This is a genomic window from Enterobacter cloacae complex sp. (genome assembly GCF_900322725.1).
Lineage (GTDB): Bacteria > Pseudomonadota > Gammaproteobacteria > Enterobacterales > Enterobacteriaceae > Enterobacter > Enterobacter quasihormaechei.
In genome coordinates this window covers 1,668,828-1,683,949 of record NZ_LT991957.1, presented here as the reverse complement: position 1 = coordinate 1,683,949, position 15,122 = coordinate 1,668,828, and the positions used below count along the sequence as shown (strand labels likewise).

Sequence of the window (15,122 nt, the reverse complement as noted above, 5' to 3'; positions counted from 1 at the left end):
GTTTTTACGAATCGGCAGTCAGAGCGGGTAAGCGGGGTAAAACCCCTTTGCAGAACGCAAAGGGGTGATGGCGATTAATGGGTAGCGGTTGCCGTATTGTGCTGGCGGTGACGGGTCACAAAGCCCAGCACGAAGCACATGATAAACACCACGGCGTACAGACCATTAGCGGTATGCAGCGCCGCCAGCGGGCCGCTGTGCGCTACGATCGGGCCCGTGACCACGAAGGTCAGCATGGTGCCGATGGTGCCGCAGGTCAGCACGAAGTTCACCAGCTTTGGCGAGGCCACTTTGGTCTGGAGTGAGCCAAGGGTGATGATTGAGGTATAAATCGCGCTGGAGAAGAAGCCCAGGGTCAGAATGAACCACGGCATATGCTCCGGGGAACCGTTGATGAACAGATACATCAGCACGGTCGCCAGACCCGCCAGAACGGTCAGAATACGTTGCAGGTCGAAGAAGCGCAGGATGAAGCTAAAGGCCCACATGCCGAACATGTAAGACATCCAGAAATCGCTCACCAGCTTGCCCGCGTCGTTCAGGCTCATGCCCAGACCTTTGGCGTATTCCGGTACCCACGAGATAAAGCCCAGCTGACCGAGGATGTAGCACAGGGCGGCAATGGAGAGGAACAGCACGCCGATACCCCATTTTTCCTTCGCCACCGGCTCTGAGGTGGTCTGCGCTTTTTTGCCGAGTACCGGGAAGTCACAGCCGAAGGTCAAGATGAAGATCGCGACATAGACCAGACCGATACAGGCGTATACCCAGTACCATTCAATGCTGCGCGCGAGAAGATACGCGGCGACCATCGGGAAAATCATCCCGGCCATGCTGAAGAAGGAGTCGGTAAACAGCAGACGCGCGCCGCGCTGGCGGCCTTCATACATATGGGTGATCAGGAACGTACCGATCGACATGGTGATCCCGCTCACCAGGCCCAGCACGAACATGGCGGCGGAGAACAGGGCGATGCTGTGGCTCAACATCAGGCCCGCCACGGCGGCAACCATCAGCACGAAGCCGAAGCGCAGCTGGGTTTTCAGCGGCACGATTTCCATCAGCCAGGCATTCAGGAAAATAGAGATCAGGATCCCCGCGTTCAGGAAGGTGAAGGTGTTACTCATGCTGGAAACGGGCAACTGGAAATACTCTGCGATATTACCCATCACCATCCCGGTGACGATCACCAACGCGCCGGTCAGGGCGTAAGAGAAGAAGCTGATCCATGTGAGCTTGATGCGATTGCTGTTAGTCATGTCTGGCCTGTTAAAAGTAAAGAAAAACGCATGGACTGCGTTTGAGCGGGCAGATTTTAGTCGCGAAAGTGATCTAATTAAATCTTTTCAGAAAATTTTGAGCACAATTGCAGGCTTTAACGTGATAAAGATCACATTCTATCGCGTGTTGAACAATCGTTTGCGCGGTAATAATTGTTTCAATTTCGTAAAATTAGGTAAAAGACTGGTCTGGGTTCATACTGCTCTTTAGAATCAAGCCATTCGCTTTTTATACTGCGCTTTGTTAAGGAATTCTCATGCTCAAATCAACACTGGCGGCTGTCGCAGCTGTGTTTGCTCTTTCTGCCGTTTCCCCTGCTGCGCTGGCAGCCAAAGGAGACCCTCACGTCCTGCTGACTACCTCTGCGGGGAATATTGAGCTGGAGCTGGATAGCCAGAAAGCCCCCGTTTCCGTGAAAAACTTCCTCGACTACGTGAACAGTGGTTTTTATAACAACACCACGTTCCACCGCGTGATCCCGGGCTTTATGATTCAGGGCGGCGGTTTCAACGAGCAGATGCAGCAGAAAAAGCCTAACCCGCCAATCAAAAATGAAGCGGATAACGGCCTGCTGAACAAGCGCGGCACCATTTCCATGGCGCGTACGGCGGATAAAGACAGCGCCACCAGCCAGTTCTTCCTCAACGTGGCGGACAACGCTTTCCTGGATCACGGCCAGCGCGACTTTGGCTATGCGGTCTTCGGTAAAGTGGTGAAAGGCATGGACGTGGCGGACAAGATCTCTCAGGTTCAGACCCACGATGTCGGTCCATACCAGAATGTGCCGTCTAAGCCAGTGGTGATCCTCTCCGCGAAAGTGCTGCCGTAATCGTTCTTCCACACGGGCATATCCTGCCCGTGTCTTTCCCTCCTCCCAGCGAAAGCGCGTTTTGCTGCTTATACTTGTGGCAAACGGACTATTCAGGGAGGCGTAGTGAAAAAACTCACCGACAAGCAAAAATCCCGACTCTGGGAGCAACAGCGTAGCGTCAATCTTCAGGCCAGTCGCCTTCTTGAAAAAGGCAAGGGTCCAGCTGACCCCGATATTGAGACGCTGGAACTGGGGCCTCCTGCACCGGGTTTACCCCATCTGTGCCTTATTCACCGCCATTTATTCCGCAACGAAATGAAAGGGGCTGGTGAGCTGCGCACCGCCGATATTTCCAAAGGCGACATTCCTTTTTGCCATTTCGAGTACATCGAGAAGGTGGGGAATGAGCTGATGGCTTCGCTGGAAAACGATAAATATCTGGTCGGCCTTCCGAAAGAGGATTTCACAGACAAAATGAGTCACTACTACTGTGAAATCAACATGCTACATCCTTTTATGAGCGGCAATGGCGTGGCCCAGCGGATCTTCTTTGAACAGCTGGCGATCCATGCGGGCTACGTGCTGAACTGGCAAGATATCGACCCGGACGACTGGGCCGCCGCCAACCAGAGCGGGGCGACGGGGGATCTGGCCGCCCTGAACGCCATCTTTGCTAAAGTAGTGAGCGAAGCGCGGGGATCTGAGTAGAATAGGGCGGCAATTTTTTCGGGAGCCGCCATGATTCTGCTGATTGATAACTACGATTCCTTTACCTGGAACCTTTACCAGTATTTTTGTGAGCTGGGGGCAGAGGTGGTTGTCCGCCGTAACGACGAGATCGCGCTGGCAGACATTGACACGCTGGCTCCCCGGAAAATCGTGATTTCGCCGGGGCCGTGTACCCCGTCGGAGTCCGGTATCTCCCTGGAGGCGATCCGCCACACCGCGGGCAGGCTGCCGATTCTGGGCGTCTGCCTTGGCCATCAGGCCATTGCGCAGGTTTTTGGCGCGACCATTGTCCGTGCCGCGAAAGTCATGCACGGTAAAACCTCGCCGGTCACGCACACCGGTTCGGGCGTTTTCTCAGGACTCAACAATCCGCTAACCGTGACGCGCTACCATTCGCTGGTGATCGATCCGCCGACGCTCCCGGCCTGCTTTGAGGTTACCGCCTGGAGCGAGACGCAGGAGATCATGGGCATTCGTCACCGGGACTGGGATCTTGAAGGCGTGCAGTTTCACCCGGAAAGCATCCTGAGCGAGCAGGGGCACGCGCTGCTGGCGAATTTCCTCAACCGCTGAATATCTGTTGCCTTGCTGTGATTTTTTATGCATATTTTGTGATTATATTTTCACAAGCACTGTGACATAAAAAATGGATGGTCATGACATGGCAACTGAACAACCAGCAATTACCCGCGCGACATTCGATGAAGTGATCCTGCCGATTTATGCACCGGCTGAGTTTATTCCGGTAAAAGGGAAAGGCAGCCGCGTGTGGGATCAGCAGGGCAGAGAGTACGTAGATTTCGCGGGCGGTATTGCGGTGACGGCGCTGGGCCATTGCCATCCTGCGCTGGTGGACGCGCTGAAAACCCAGGGCGAAACCCTGTGGCACACCAGCAACGTTTTCACCAACGAACCGGCGCTGCGCCTGGGCCGTAAGATCATCGATGCAACCTTCGCCGAACGCGTGCTGTTTATGAACTCCGGCACCGAAGCCAACGAAACCGCCTTTAAGCTGGCGCGCTATTACGCAACCACGCGCCACAGTCCGTATAAAACCAAAATCATCGCCTTCCATAACGCTTTCCACGGTCGCTCGTTCTTTACCGTTTCCGTGGGCGGCCAGCCGAAGTATTCCGACGGCTTTGGCCCGAAACCAGCGGACATCATCCACGTGCCGTTTAACGATCTGCACGCGGTGAAGGCGGTGATGGACGACCACACCTGCGCGGTGGTGGTCGAGCCGATTCAGGGGGAAGGCGGCGTCACGGCGGCTACCCCGGAATTTCTGCAAGGACTGCGCGAGCTGTGCGATGCGCATCAGGCGCTGCTGGTGTTTGATGAAGTGCAGTGTGGAATGGGGCGTACCGGAGATCTGTTCGCTTACATGCACTACGGCGTCACGCCGGATATTCTGACCAGCGCGAAAGCGCTCGGCGGCGGCTTCCCGGTCAGCGCGGTGTTCACCACCCAGGATATCGCTTCCGCGTTCCACGTCGGCTCACACGGCTCCACCTACGGCGGTAATCCGCTGGCGTGCGCCGTGGCGGGCGCGGCGTTCGACATCATCAACACGCCGGACGTTCTGAACGGCGTGAATGCGAAACGCGACCTGTTTGTGAAAGACCTGAAAAAGATTGATGAACAGTACGACGTGTTCAGCGAGATCCGCGGCATGGGGCTGCTGATCGGCGCCGAGCTGAAGCCGCAGTACAAAGGTCGCGCGCGCGATTTCCTGCACGCCGCCGCCCATGAAGGCGTCATGGTGCTCAACGCCGGGCCGGACGTGATGCGCTTTGCGCCGTCGCTGGTGGTGGAAGAGAACGACATTGAAGACGGGTTAACCCGCTTTGCCGCGGCGGTCGCGAAGATTGTAAAAGGCTAATACGCCGTCCGCTTTAACCTGCGGGTTAACCAAATCCCGTGATGCGGACGCTGACGCCATGCCACCGACGAAATGGTGTGCATGGTGTTCAGGTGCCCGAGAACACGCTGCAAATGCTGCTCCAGGGTGCTCATCGGGCCGTGGGTAAGTGTTTCCGGCGCTTCCATAATATTTGACTCTCCCGACTCGCCCGGCGCGTCATACTCCAGACGCTGCTGGCAGCGCTGCAACGCAATTTCACACGACTGCAAATAGCGCTGCGCCAGGTCTGGCGTCAGCATGGTGTGCTCGCGCGCCAGCGTGGTCATGGCGTTGATGTGCTCGACGATAAACTGGCTGTGCGTCACCCACAGCTTCATGTCCGCCAGGTAGTGCGCGTTAAAGCCCGGCTCCTGCATGGCCTGGTTCAGGGAGTTGAACAGGGCGTTGTGCGCCTGGTTGACCTTCATGCGCTCGTAGGCCAGCGGGGAAGGCTGCGGGTCGTCGCTCAGGATCAGACGAATGGCCTGCTGATCGGCCTCCAGCGCGTCGTGGGCGTTCTGCCTCAGCAGCCCGCTCTGCCACTGCGGCCACAGCCAGACCATGCCGCCAAAGGCGATCAGACAGCCAATCAGCGTATCGACCAGCCGGGCAATAATAAACTGTTCCCCGTTAAGCGTGAGCAGTTGCAGGGTATACACCGCCGTCACCGTAAAGCCCACCATCGCCCAGCCGTAGTTTTTGCGGATGATCAGATAACTCACCAGGGTAATCGCCAACATACCGGCCAGGGTATAGCCCTCCGGCACGTGAAAGTGCAGCGTCACGCCCGCGATAATCAGCCCCGCCATCGTGCCGCCCGCACGATGCAGAATCCGGACCCGCGTGGCGCCATAGCCGTTCTGGGTAACAAACAGCACGGTCATTAAGATCCAGTAGGGTTTCGGCAGGTGCAGGGCCATTCCCATCAGGCTGGCGATGCTCAGCATCACGCTGATCCGCGCGGCGTTGCGCAGGGCGGAAGACTTCAGTGACAGGTAGCTTTTCAGCGCGGGCAGCAGCGGGAGCCGTTTTTGCTTATCGGCCATCAGGTCGCGGGCATAAAGTGGGCGCTGGGTGCGCAGCACGCGGGCGATGCGGCTGAAATGCCAGGCGGCAAATTGTCCGACCGGGTTATCCGCGTGCTGACGCGCAATCTTCTCCAGCGCGCCGAGCTGTTTATCCATGTTAAAGCGCGTCGGGTAGCGGTGATAGAGAATATCATCAGCCAACACCCGCAGGCGCGCCGCGACGGTCTGCGCGTTCCAGCGGATCACCGCTTCCGCATGGCTGCGCTCCACCAGCTTTTGCACCTCTTCCGGATTATGCAGGCTGACGGAGATATGCTCCTGCAAATCCAGCCCGACCTGGAAGGTACGCAGCAGCCGCTTATATTCATGATTTTTATTGGCGGCAAGCATGTGCAGCTGCTGGTAGCACTGGCTGATCAGATCCACCACTTTTTGCTGCCGCTCCAGCAGCGGCGGCAGGGATTTTTCCGGGTCGGTATGCTGGGTGAGAAGGGTGTATTTTGCTTCGCAGTATTCAGCAAGCTGCACGTAGAGCAGGCTCAGGGATTCACGCAGCGGCTGTTCCCGCCACAGCCAGAACCAGAACCAGTTAAACAGCCCGTACCACAGCGTGCCGAGGGCGTAGATCAGCAATGGCTCCCACACCGGCATATTGCCCGCAAGGCTTAAGGTGAAGATGGCGGCTATCAGCGACGCGGGAAGCAGTCGGGCGTGCAGCGAGCTGATTTCGGCGGTTACGCCGAGCGTCATCGCCAGCACGGTCAGGATCAGCGGCAGCGGTATGTCGCGGGCCAGTAAAAGCTGCACGGCAAGGCTACAGCCGGCAAACAGGCAGCCGCCAATAATCAGGCGTTTGAAAAAGCGTTTATGCGGCGTGTCCAGACCGGCAATGTTGCAGCAGGCGGGCACGAGAGAAAACAGCAACCCCTGCTGAAGATGTCCGAGGAGCAGGCCCACGGCCACGGGGAGACACAACACCAGCGTTTGTCGCAGTGCGTAGTTAACTTCCGGGTGATAGATCAGCCTGCGCCACATGAGGAGTAGAGACAAAAACGGCGTGCCACCCTGCGGCGGCACGCCGTCTGACCGGAATTAACGGGTCCCGTAAACCACGATGGTTTTACCGTGGGCGGAGATCAGGTTCTGGTCTTCCAGCATCTTCAGGATACGGCCCACTGTTTCACGGGAGCAGCCGACGATCTGACCGATTTCCTGGCGGGTAATTTTAATTTGCATACCGTCAGGGTGGGTCATGGCGTCCGGCTGTTTCGCCAGGTTCAGCAGCGTCTGCGCGATACGACCGGTTACGTCCAGGAAAGCAAGGTTACCCACCTTCTCAGAGGTCACTTGCAGACGGCGTGCCATCTGGGAAGAAAGACGCATCAGGATGTCAGGGTTGACCTGAATCAGCTGACGGAATTTCTTGTAAGAAATTTCAGCCACTTCACATGCTGTTTTAGCACGAACCCAGGCGCTACGTTCCTGGCCTTCTTCAAACAGGCCCAGTTCACCGATAAAATCGCCCTGGTTCAGATAAGAAAGGATCATCTCTTTCCCTTCTTCATCTTTGATCAGCACGGCCACCGAGCCTTTAACGATGTAATACAACGTTTCCGCTTTTTCACCCTGGTGAATCAGCGTGCTCTTTGATGGGTACTTATGAATGTGGCAATGAGACAAGAACCATTCGAGAGTCGGGTCTGTTTGCGGTTTGCCAAGCACCATGCGCTGTTATCCTCTGTTATAAGCTGTCACCAGAGTCATAAGATGCATCCGGACTCTGGGGTTGCAATCGAATTCTTACCCATACCCTGGGAAGTCGGCTGTCGTAACGTTTCGCAGCCAGTAAAGTTTGATGTCCTCTGCATACATGTGTAACGTCAATGTATTACTGTAGCATCCAGAGTGTTTTAGCATAGCTTTCGCCGCGTGTCTCCTGGTGTCTCGCTTCAGCATGACGCAGGTCGCCTTCCGTTGCGAGAAATGTAACGTACACGTAATCTGTCATAAAAAATGCAACGTTGGAGTGAGTGAATATGCAAGCGCGTGTGAAATGGGTTGAAGGGTTAACGTTCCTGGGCGAGTCGGCCTCCGGGCACCAGGTTTTGATGGACGGTAACTCCGGTGATAAAGCCCCAAGCCCGATGGAAATGGTGCTGATGGCGGCAGGGGGATGCAGCGCGATCGACGTGGTGTCGATCCTGCAAAAAGGCCGTCATGACGTGACCGATTGTGAAGTGAAGCTGACGTCAGAACGTCGCGAAGAGGCGCCACGCCTGTTCACGCACATCAATCTGCATTTTGTTGTCACCGGGAAAGCGCTGAAAGACGCGGCGGTGTCACGCGCGGTGGATCTCTCAGCGGAGAAGTACTGCTCCGTGGCGTTGATGCTGGAGAAAGCGGTAAACATCACCCATTCGTATGAAGTGGTCGAGGCTTAATTTTTTGGCGGGTGGCGCTTCGCTGACCCGCCCTACAAAAGCATGAACGTAGGCCCGGTAAGCGCAGCGCCACCGGGCAAAAAAATCACGCGATCTGCTTCCCTTCCATCAGCCGCTGCACCAGCGGCGTCATGATCAGCTCCATCGCCAGCCCCATTTTTCCGCCCGGCACCACTAACGTATTCATGTGCGAAATAAACGAGCCTTGCAGCATCGCCAGCAGCCAGGGGTAATCGATGCCTTCCAGGTTGCGGAAGTGGATCACCACAAAGCTTTCGTCCAGCGAGGGAATGCTTTTCGCGGCGAACGGGTTAGAGGTATCCACGGTGGGCACGCGCTGGAAGTTAATGTGGGTGCGGGAGAACTGTGGCGTCAGGAAGTTGATGTAGTCTTCCATGGAGCGCACCACCGAGTCCATCACCGCTTCACGCGAGTGGCCGCGCTCGCTGATGTCGCGCGTCAGCTTCTGGATCCACTCAAGGTTAACAATCGGCACCACCCCCACCAGCAAATCCACGTGGCGCGCCACGTCGTGCTGAGGCGTCACCACGCCGCCGTGCAACCCTTCGTAAAACAGCACGTCAGTCGGTTCCGGCAGCGGCTGCCAAGGCGTGAACGTGCCGGGTACCTGGTTCCAGGGAACGGCTTCATCGTAGGTGTGCAGATACTTGCGGGACTGTCCGGTGCCGCTTTGCCCGTATTCGCGGAAGGTTTGCTCCAGCAGGCCGAAGTCATTCGCCTCTGGACCAAAGTAGCTGATGTGTTTACCCAGATCCCGCGCCTTGCGGATGGCCATGTCCATCTCCGGGCGCGTGTAGCGGTGAAAGCTGTCGCCCTCTACCTCTGCCGCCCGTAAATTCAGCTGTGCGAAGATCTTGCGGAAGGCGAGGCTGGTGGTGGTGGTTCCCGCCCCGCTCGAACCCGTAACGGCAATAACCGGATGTCTGGCAGACATAGCAACTCCCTGACTGGAAAAGTTTTAAGATCAGCCATGAAACGCGTTGCGGGGCATGATATTGACCGTCTCATGCAGTTCGGACCATACCAGCACCACGTCGCCGCTTTTAAGCTGGCGCTTAACATCGTTGACCTTTTGTTCAAGCGAACGTTCATGTTCACCATAATCGGTGCCTTCGCGCAAGACAAAGCTTTCAATCAGATTATCGAGCGTTTCGGGAGAGAGATCCTGCCAGGGAATAATCATTTTTTACCGTCCAGATAAGCCGTTAACCAGTCGGGAATACGCGTCTCAAGCCACATTTTAGGCCGACGCAGCGTGCCGCCAACAAAGCCGACGTGTCCGCCGAACTCGGTAAGCTGATACTGCACGTTGGCCGGCAGATAATCGGGCGCGGGGATCGAGTGATGATCCATAAACGGATCGTCTTTGGCGTGGATAATCAGCGTGGGTTTCGTGATTTGATTCAGTAAAGGCATGGCGCTGCACTGACGGTAATAGTCGATTGCATCGGCAAAGCCGTGAATTTTCGAGGTGATCAAATCATCAAACTCGCGCAGGCGCTTCACGCGTTTAAGCTGTTGCAGCGTCACAGGCAGCGTATCCGGGTAGGCCTTTAGCTTGCGCGCGGCGTTGGCTTTCAGCAGGTTGAGCAGGTAACGCTGGTAGACTCGCGAAAACCCCTTTTCCATATGATAGCTGCACTGCTCAAGCATAAATGGCGCAGAGACAATAACCGCCGCGTCCAGCGGTACGGCGTCGCTCTCTTTCGCCAGCAGGCAGGCCAGCATATTGCCGCCCAGCGAGTATCCCACCGCTGCCGTTGGCGCGGCGCCAAAACGGTCTCTCAGCCAGCGCAGAAACCAGGTGCCATCCTCGGTTTCACCGGAGTGATAGATGCGTTTCTGGCGATTCGGCTCGCCGCTGCATCCGCGAAAGTGCATCACGACCCCAAGCCAGCCGCGGGCTTTCGCCGCCTCGATGAGGCCGTGGGCGTAAGGGCTGTGCAGGCTACCTTCCAGACCGTGAAACACTACCAGACGAGGTTTATGTTTGGCCCGCTCCGGATCTTCGCTCCAGGCAAGATCCAAAAAGTCGCCATCCGGCAAATCCAGGCGTTGCCAGTGAGGGGCGAACCGTACCTTGCGCCGGATCAGGCGCGGCAGCATGGTTTGCAGGTGGGGGTTAGCCACCCCGCGCATGGGCACAAACTCTGCGCTCTCTTCGGCTGCAATGTCGAAGTCTGAGGGAATGATTTGGGTCATAAGGGCGATGCTGATTCTTGTCAGTAATTAACTATACCTTCCGGATTGTACCCCGTTTAGCCCGTTTTTCCGAAATATGAACTGATCCCGATCACATTTCCTTACCTTGTTTATTACTCTCAGGCTAATGATTCCGTCCTACGCTTAATTGATGCCTTTCTCACCAGAGCGCACACTTTACTCAACGTCAGGCAAATCAGAATGATGTGCTGAATCAGGAGGTTAATAATGTTATCTGGGCAAACTCCCACCCGGCAATGGAACACCCGACGCACTGAGAAAGCGCGTCGTCTGGCATCCGTACCGGTACAGGGCAAGGTACTGCCAACGGGCGATCTTGTCGCCATGCTGGAAAAACTGATCGCACCAGGCGACAAAGTCGTTCTGGAAGGTAATAACCAGAAGCAGGCGGATTTCCTTTCCCGTTCACTGGCGGAAGTGAACCCGCAAATCGTACATGACCTGCATATGATCATGCCGAGCGTGGGCCGCAGCGAACATCTGGACATCTTTGAGAAAGGCATCGCCCGCAAGCTGGACTTCTCCTTCTCCGGTACGCAAAGCCTGCGCATTTCGCAGCTGCTGGAAGATGGTCAGCTCGAAATCGGGGCGATCCACACCTACATCGAACTTTATTCACGTCTCTACGTTGACCTGTCGCCAAACGTGGCGCTGATTGCCGGTTTTAAAGCGGACCGCAAAGGCAACCTCTATACCGGGGCGAGTACCGAAGATACCCCGGCGCTGGTGGAAGCCGCCGCGTTCCACGACGGTATCGTCATCGCACAGGTGAACGAACTGGTAGACGACGAGTGCGATCTGCCGCGCGTCGATATCCCGGGCTCGTGGATCGATTACGTGGTGGTGGCGGACAAGCCGTTCTTTATTGAACCGCTCTTCACCCGCGACCCGCGCCTCATCAAACAGGAACATATCCTGATGGCGATGATGGCAATTAAAGGCATCTACGCGGAGCACCAGGTGCAGTCCCTGAACCACGGGATCGGCTTTAACACCGCGGCGATTGAGCTGCTGCTGCCAACCTACGGCGAACAGCTCGGGCTCAAAGGCAAAATCTGTAAACACTGGACCCTGAACCCGCATCCAACGCTGATCCCCGCCATCGAAAGCGGCTGGGTGGAGAGCGTCCACTGCTTCGGCGGCGAGCTGGGGATGGAAGAGTACATCCGCGCTCGTCCGGACGTGTTCTTTACCGGTGCAGACGGCTCTATGCGCTCTAACCGCGCCTTCTGTCAGTTGGCAGGTCAGTACGCGGTGGATATGTTTATCGGCTCTACGCTACAGGTTGATGGTTACGCGAACTCCTCAACCGTGACCCGCGGTCGTCTCTCCGGCTTCGGTGGCGCGCCAAACATGGGCCACGATCCGCACGGTCGTCGCCACGCCACGCCGGCCTGGCTGAACATGATCACCGAGCCGGACCCAATGCAGCGCGGTAAAAAGCTGGTTGTGCAGATGGTGGAAACTTTCCAGGCGGGCGTGAAGCCAACCTTCGTGGAAAAACTCGACGCCGTAGACGTGGCGAAAGCCTCCGGTATGCCGCTGGCGCCGGTCATGATTTACGGTGATGACGTCACCCACGTGCTGACGGAAGAGGGGATTGCGTACCTCTACCGGGCGAAAGATCTGGAAGAGCGTCGCGCGATGGTCGCCGCCGTGGCGGGTATTACCGATATCGGTCTGGGCGTGGATGCCAAACGCGTGGCGGAACTTCGCCAGAGCGGGAAGGTGGTTTATCCCGAAGATATGGGTATTCGCCGCACCGACGCCACCCGCTCTCTGCTGGCCGCAGGCAGCGTGTCCGACCTCGTTGAGTGGTCCGGCGGTCTGTATAACCCACCTGCGAAATTCCGGAGCTGGTAATGAAACTTCTGCCCCAGATTCAGGTTGAAGGCGGTGCCGAATGGCTGGCGCGAACCGCCACGCAGTGTCTGATTGACGAAGCACGCTTAAGCCCGAAACCCGGTCTGGTGGACAGCCGGGGGAACGGCGCGCACCACGATTTATCGCTTGCGCTGATGGAGCGTTCCGCCCACAGCCTGACCCCCACGTTTCAGGCGCTGGCGCAGCAGAGCTGGCAGCGTCCGGCGGATATTGCCCTCAGGCAAACCGTTGGCCGCCTGGGTCGCGAAGGTGAACGGCAGATGATGGCCGCTACCGACGGCGTGAATACGCACCGTGGCGCGATCTGGGCTTTAGGACTGCTGGTGAGCGCGGTGGCGATGCTGGGCGGTGATGCCAGCGCGCAGGCCGTCGCGAACACCGCCGCGCAGCTGGCGAAACTGCCGGACGACGCGGCACCAAAAGTGTTCAGCAAAGGGTTACGCGCCACGCACCGCTATCGCGTGCCGGGCGCGCGTGAAGAGGCTAAGCAGGCGTTTCCGCACGTTATGCAGCGCGCGCTGCCGCAGCTTCGCCTCAGCCGTTTCAACGGCAGCAGCGAAACGCACGCCAGGCTTGACGCGCTGATGGCGATCATGACCTCGCTCACCGACACCTGCGTGCTGTCGCACGCCGGCATGGAGGGGCTGGACGCCATGCAGAACGGTGCCCGTGCGGTGCTGAACGCCGGAGGATGCGCAACGCTTGCCGGGCAGCAGGCGCTGGCGCGGTTAGACCGTCAGATGCTGACGCTCAACGCCTCGCCGGGCGGTGCCGCAGACCTGCTTGCCGCCACGCTGTTTCTTGACCGCATCGAAACGCCCTATTCAAAGCATTAAGAGGATGTTATGGAAAAAATTACATTGACCGTGCCCGCCAGCCGCGAAGTAAGCGGCAGGGCGCTGGCAGGGGTAGTCGGTTCCGGGGATATGGAGGCGCTTTTCACCGCCGAACCGGGCCAGACCTTAACCATTGATATCACCACCTCCGTCGACAACAGCCGCGGACGCTGGGAGGCGTTGTTCAACCGCCTGCAAACCGTCAGCAGCCTGCCCGCAGGCAAACTGACCATCCACGATTTCGGCGCGACGCCGGGCGTGGCGCGCATTCGTATCGAACAGGTCTTTGAAGGGGTGAATCATGCGTGATGACAGCAGCTTTATCGAACTAAAAGCGCGCCAGCGTGCGCAGGCATTGCTTGACGACGGCAGCTACCGCGAACTGCTGGATCCGTTTGAAGGCATTATCTCTCCATGGCTTGGGCCACAGGGGATTGTTCCTCAGTCCGATGACGGCATGGTGGTCGCGAAAGGGACCATCAACGGCCAGCCTGCGGTAGTCGTGGCGATTGAAGGCACCTTCCAGGGCGGCAGCATGGGCGAAGTGTCCGGCGCCAAAATGGCGGCGGCGCTGGAGCTGGCGGCGGAAGATAACCGCAACGGCATTCCGACTCAGGCGGTACTGTGCCTCGAAACCGGTGGCGTACGTTTGCAGGAAGCCAACCTTGGCCTGGCGGCGATTGCCGATATCCACGCCGCGATCGTTGACCTGCGTCGCTATACCCCGGTCGTCGGGATTGTCGCCGGGACCGTAGGCTGCTTCGGCGGGATGTCTATCGCCGCGGCGCTGTGCAGCTACCTGATTGTGACCCGCGAAGCGCGTCTTGGCCTCAACGGCCCGCAGGTTATTGAGCAGGAAGCGGGCATTGAAGAGTACGACTCCCGCGACCGTCCGTTTATCTGGAGCATGACCGGCGGCGAAGTGCGCTATGAAAGCGGGCTGGTGGACGCGCTCGTCGGCGACGGTGTGAACGCGGTGAAAGCCGCGATGAACGAGGCCATCGCCAAAGGCGTACCGGCGAAACATCGCACCGATAACTACGACGATTACCTGAACCGTCTGACGAATTTCGACACCCGCAAACAGGCCGATGCCGAACAGATTAAAGCGCTTTTTGCCCGGGAGGTGAAATGATGAGTACTTCAATAAGCCGTGGCGAACTCTGGCTGGAAACCCTCGCCCCTAACGCCAAACGTCTGGAAGGGTTATGCCCGTCCGTGCAGGCGGCAGACGGCGAGCTGAACGGTGAAACGGTGCGCTTTGTCGCCGTGGTGCCGGACGCCAACAACCACTTCCCGCGCGCGGCGCAAGGGGAAGTCGGCCTGCTGGAAGGCTGGACGCTGGCAAAAGTGGTCAGCGAAACCGTAGCCGCTGACGCTGATAAAGCCGTGAAGCGCCCGATTGTGGCGGTGATCGACGTCCCAAGCCAGGCCTATGGCCGTCGCGAAGAGGCGTTTGGTATCCACCAGGCGCTGGCCGGAGCCGCTGCCGCCTACGCCAACGCGCGTTTAGCGGGGCATCCGGTGATTGGTCTTATCGTCGGTAAGGCCATGTCCGGCGCGTTTCTGGCGCACGGCTACCAGGCTAACCGCCTGATTGCCTTTAACGATAAAGGCGTGCTGATCCACGCGATGGGCAAAGAGTCTGCGGCGCGCATTACGCTGCGCACCGTAGAGGCGCTGGAAAAACTGGCGGCAACCATTCCGCCAATGGCGTACGACATCAGCAACTACGCCACGCTGGGGCTGCTTTCTGACCTGCTGGACATCAGCAATCCGGATGCCCCTTCCGATAACGATCTGACGCTGGTGAAAACCACCCTGCAACAGGCCATCAGTGACGCTCGCCAGGACACCACGTTGAAAAACCGTCTGGGTGCTGACAACCGCCGCAGCTCGGCGCTCGTACGTGAACGCATGCGAGCCAGCTGGTAAGTAACAAGAGACCTGCCAGATGCATCACCC

The 15,122-nt window shown here is 57.8% G+C and carries 16 protein-coding genes; 10 read left to right on the top strand and 6 right to left on the bottom strand.

The annotated features are described in order from the left end of the window. Positions 1 to 74 precede the first annotated feature (74 nt). Complete coding sequence (tsgA, locus tag DBR02_RS08595; protein ID WP_063449495.1) at positions 75 to 1,259, bottom strand: MFS transporter TsgA; 1,185 nt, start codon at positions 1,257 to 1,259, stop codon at positions 75 to 77. Between the two features lie 278 nt (positions 1,260 to 1,537). On the opposite strand from tsgA, the gene ppiA reads away from it, so the two are divergent. From ppiA to argD, 4 genes are all read left to right on the top strand, one after another. Further along, the gene (gene ppiA / locus DBR02_RS08585; protein ID WP_022649614.1) at positions 1,538 to 2,110 is read left to right on the top strand and encodes a peptidylprolyl isomerase A; all 573 of its coding nucleotides are present in this window, start codon (positions 1,538 to 1,540) and stop codon (positions 2,108 to 2,110) included. Positions 2,111 to 2,215: 105 nt separating this feature from the next. Further along, on the top strand, positions 2,216 to 2,800 hold the full coding sequence (locus tag DBR02_RS08580) for a putative adenosine monophosphate-protein transferase Fic (protein ID WP_107534050.1): 585 nt from the start codon (positions 2,216 to 2,218) through the stop codon (positions 2,798 to 2,800). 30 nt (positions 2,801 to 2,830) lie between these two features. After that, positions 2,831 to 3,394, top strand: a complete 564-nt coding sequence (pabA, locus tag DBR02_RS08575) for an aminodeoxychorismate synthase component 2 (RefSeq protein WP_107534049.1) — start codon at positions 2,831 to 2,833, stop codon at positions 3,392 to 3,394. Between the two features lie 88 nt (positions 3,395 to 3,482). Then, on the top strand, positions 3,483 to 4,703 hold the full coding sequence (gene argD, locus DBR02_RS08570; protein WP_173937191.1) for a bifunctional acetylornithine/succinyldiaminopimelate transaminase: 1,221 nt from the start codon (positions 3,483 to 3,485) through the stop codon (positions 4,701 to 4,703). Here the strand turns inward: argD and DBR02_RS08565 are convergent. Both DBR02_RS08565 and crp read right to left on the bottom strand, forming a co-directional pair. Continuing rightward, positions 4,700 to 6,787, bottom strand: a complete 2,088-nt coding sequence (locus tag DBR02_RS08565; protein ID WP_107534044.1) for a YccS/YhfK family putative transporter — start codon at positions 6,785 to 6,787, stop codon at positions 4,700 to 4,702. The two genes, argD and DBR02_RS08565, sit on opposite strands and share 4 nt — an antisense overlap. 57 nt (positions 6,788 to 6,844) lie before the next feature. Next, positions 6,845 to 7,477: a cAMP-activated global transcriptional regulator CRP gene (gene crp, locus DBR02_RS08560; protein ID WP_000242758.1), complete on the bottom strand. Its 633-nt coding sequence runs from the start codon at positions 7,475 to 7,477 to the stop codon at positions 6,845 to 6,847. A gap of 311 nt (positions 7,478 to 7,788) precedes the next feature. Here crp and DBR02_RS08555 point away from each other — a divergent pair, with 311 nt between their 5' ends. Further along, on the top strand, positions 7,789 to 8,193 hold the full coding sequence (locus tag DBR02_RS08555) for an OsmC family protein (RefSeq protein ID WP_107534042.1): 405 nt from the start codon (positions 7,789 to 7,791) through the stop codon (positions 8,191 to 8,193). 85 nt (positions 8,194 to 8,278) lie between these two features. Here DBR02_RS08555 and DBR02_RS08550 read toward each other — a convergent pair whose 3' ends face one another. Genes DBR02_RS08550 through DBR02_RS08540 form a run of 3 tightly spaced genes read right to left on the bottom strand, consistent with a single transcriptional unit; the run spans position 8,279 to position 10,416 of the window. Then, positions 8,279 to 9,148 (bottom strand): phosphoribulokinase, encoded by an 870-nt coding sequence (locus DBR02_RS08550; RefSeq protein WP_063449489.1) that lies wholly within the window; start codon positions 9,146 to 9,148, stop codon positions 8,279 to 8,281. A 30-nt stretch (positions 9,149 to 9,178) separates the two neighbouring features. Beyond that, the gene (locus DBR02_RS08545; protein WP_003861664.1) at positions 9,179 to 9,397 is read right to left on the bottom strand and encodes a YheU family protein; all 219 of its coding nucleotides are present in this window, start codon (positions 9,395 to 9,397) and stop codon (positions 9,179 to 9,181) included. Continuing rightward, complete coding sequence (locus DBR02_RS08540; RefSeq protein ID WP_063449488.1) at positions 9,394 to 10,416, bottom strand: hydrolase; 1,023 nt, start codon at positions 10,414 to 10,416, stop codon at positions 9,394 to 9,396. Before DBR02_RS08540 ends, DBR02_RS08545 begins: the two co-directional genes overlap by 4 nt. 228 nt (positions 10,417 to 10,644) lie before the next feature. Here DBR02_RS08540 and mdcA point away from each other — a divergent pair, with 228 nt between their 5' ends. The 5 genes from mdcA to mdcE are packed head-to-tail and all read left to right on the top strand — an operon-like array spanning position 10,645 to position 15,092. After that, on the top strand, positions 10,645 to 12,300 hold the full coding sequence (mdcA, locus tag DBR02_RS08530; protein ID WP_063449487.1) for a malonate decarboxylase subunit alpha: 1,656 nt from the start codon (positions 10,645 to 10,647) through the stop codon (positions 12,298 to 12,300). Further along, positions 12,300 to 13,157 carry a triphosphoribosyl-dephospho-CoA synthase gene (locus DBR02_RS08525; protein ID WP_107534040.1) on the top strand — a complete coding sequence of 286 codons (858 nt, stop codon included), beginning with the start codon at positions 12,300 to 12,302 and terminating at the stop codon, positions 13,155 to 13,157. The genes mdcA and DBR02_RS08525 overlap by 1 nt, the downstream gene beginning before the upstream one ends. Positions 13,158 to 13,166: 9 nt before the next feature. Next, the gene (gene mdcC, locus DBR02_RS08520; RefSeq protein ID WP_015571419.1) at positions 13,167 to 13,466 is read left to right on the top strand and encodes a malonate decarboxylase acyl carrier protein; all 300 of its coding nucleotides are present in this window, start codon (positions 13,167 to 13,169) and stop codon (positions 13,464 to 13,466) included. Continuing rightward, positions 13,459 to 14,292, top strand: coding sequence for a biotin-independent malonate decarboxylase subunit beta (locus tag DBR02_RS08515; protein WP_063865774.1), 834 nt, complete (start codon positions 13,459 to 13,461; stop codon positions 14,290 to 14,292). Before mdcC ends, DBR02_RS08515 begins: the two co-directional genes overlap by 8 nt. Then, positions 14,292 to 15,092, top strand: coding sequence for a biotin-independent malonate decarboxylase subunit gamma (gene mdcE, locus DBR02_RS08510; RefSeq protein ID WP_063449484.1), 801 nt, complete (start codon positions 14,292 to 14,294; stop codon positions 15,090 to 15,092). Before DBR02_RS08515 ends, mdcE begins: the two co-directional genes overlap by 1 nt. Positions 15,093 to 15,122: the final 30 nt, after the last annotated feature.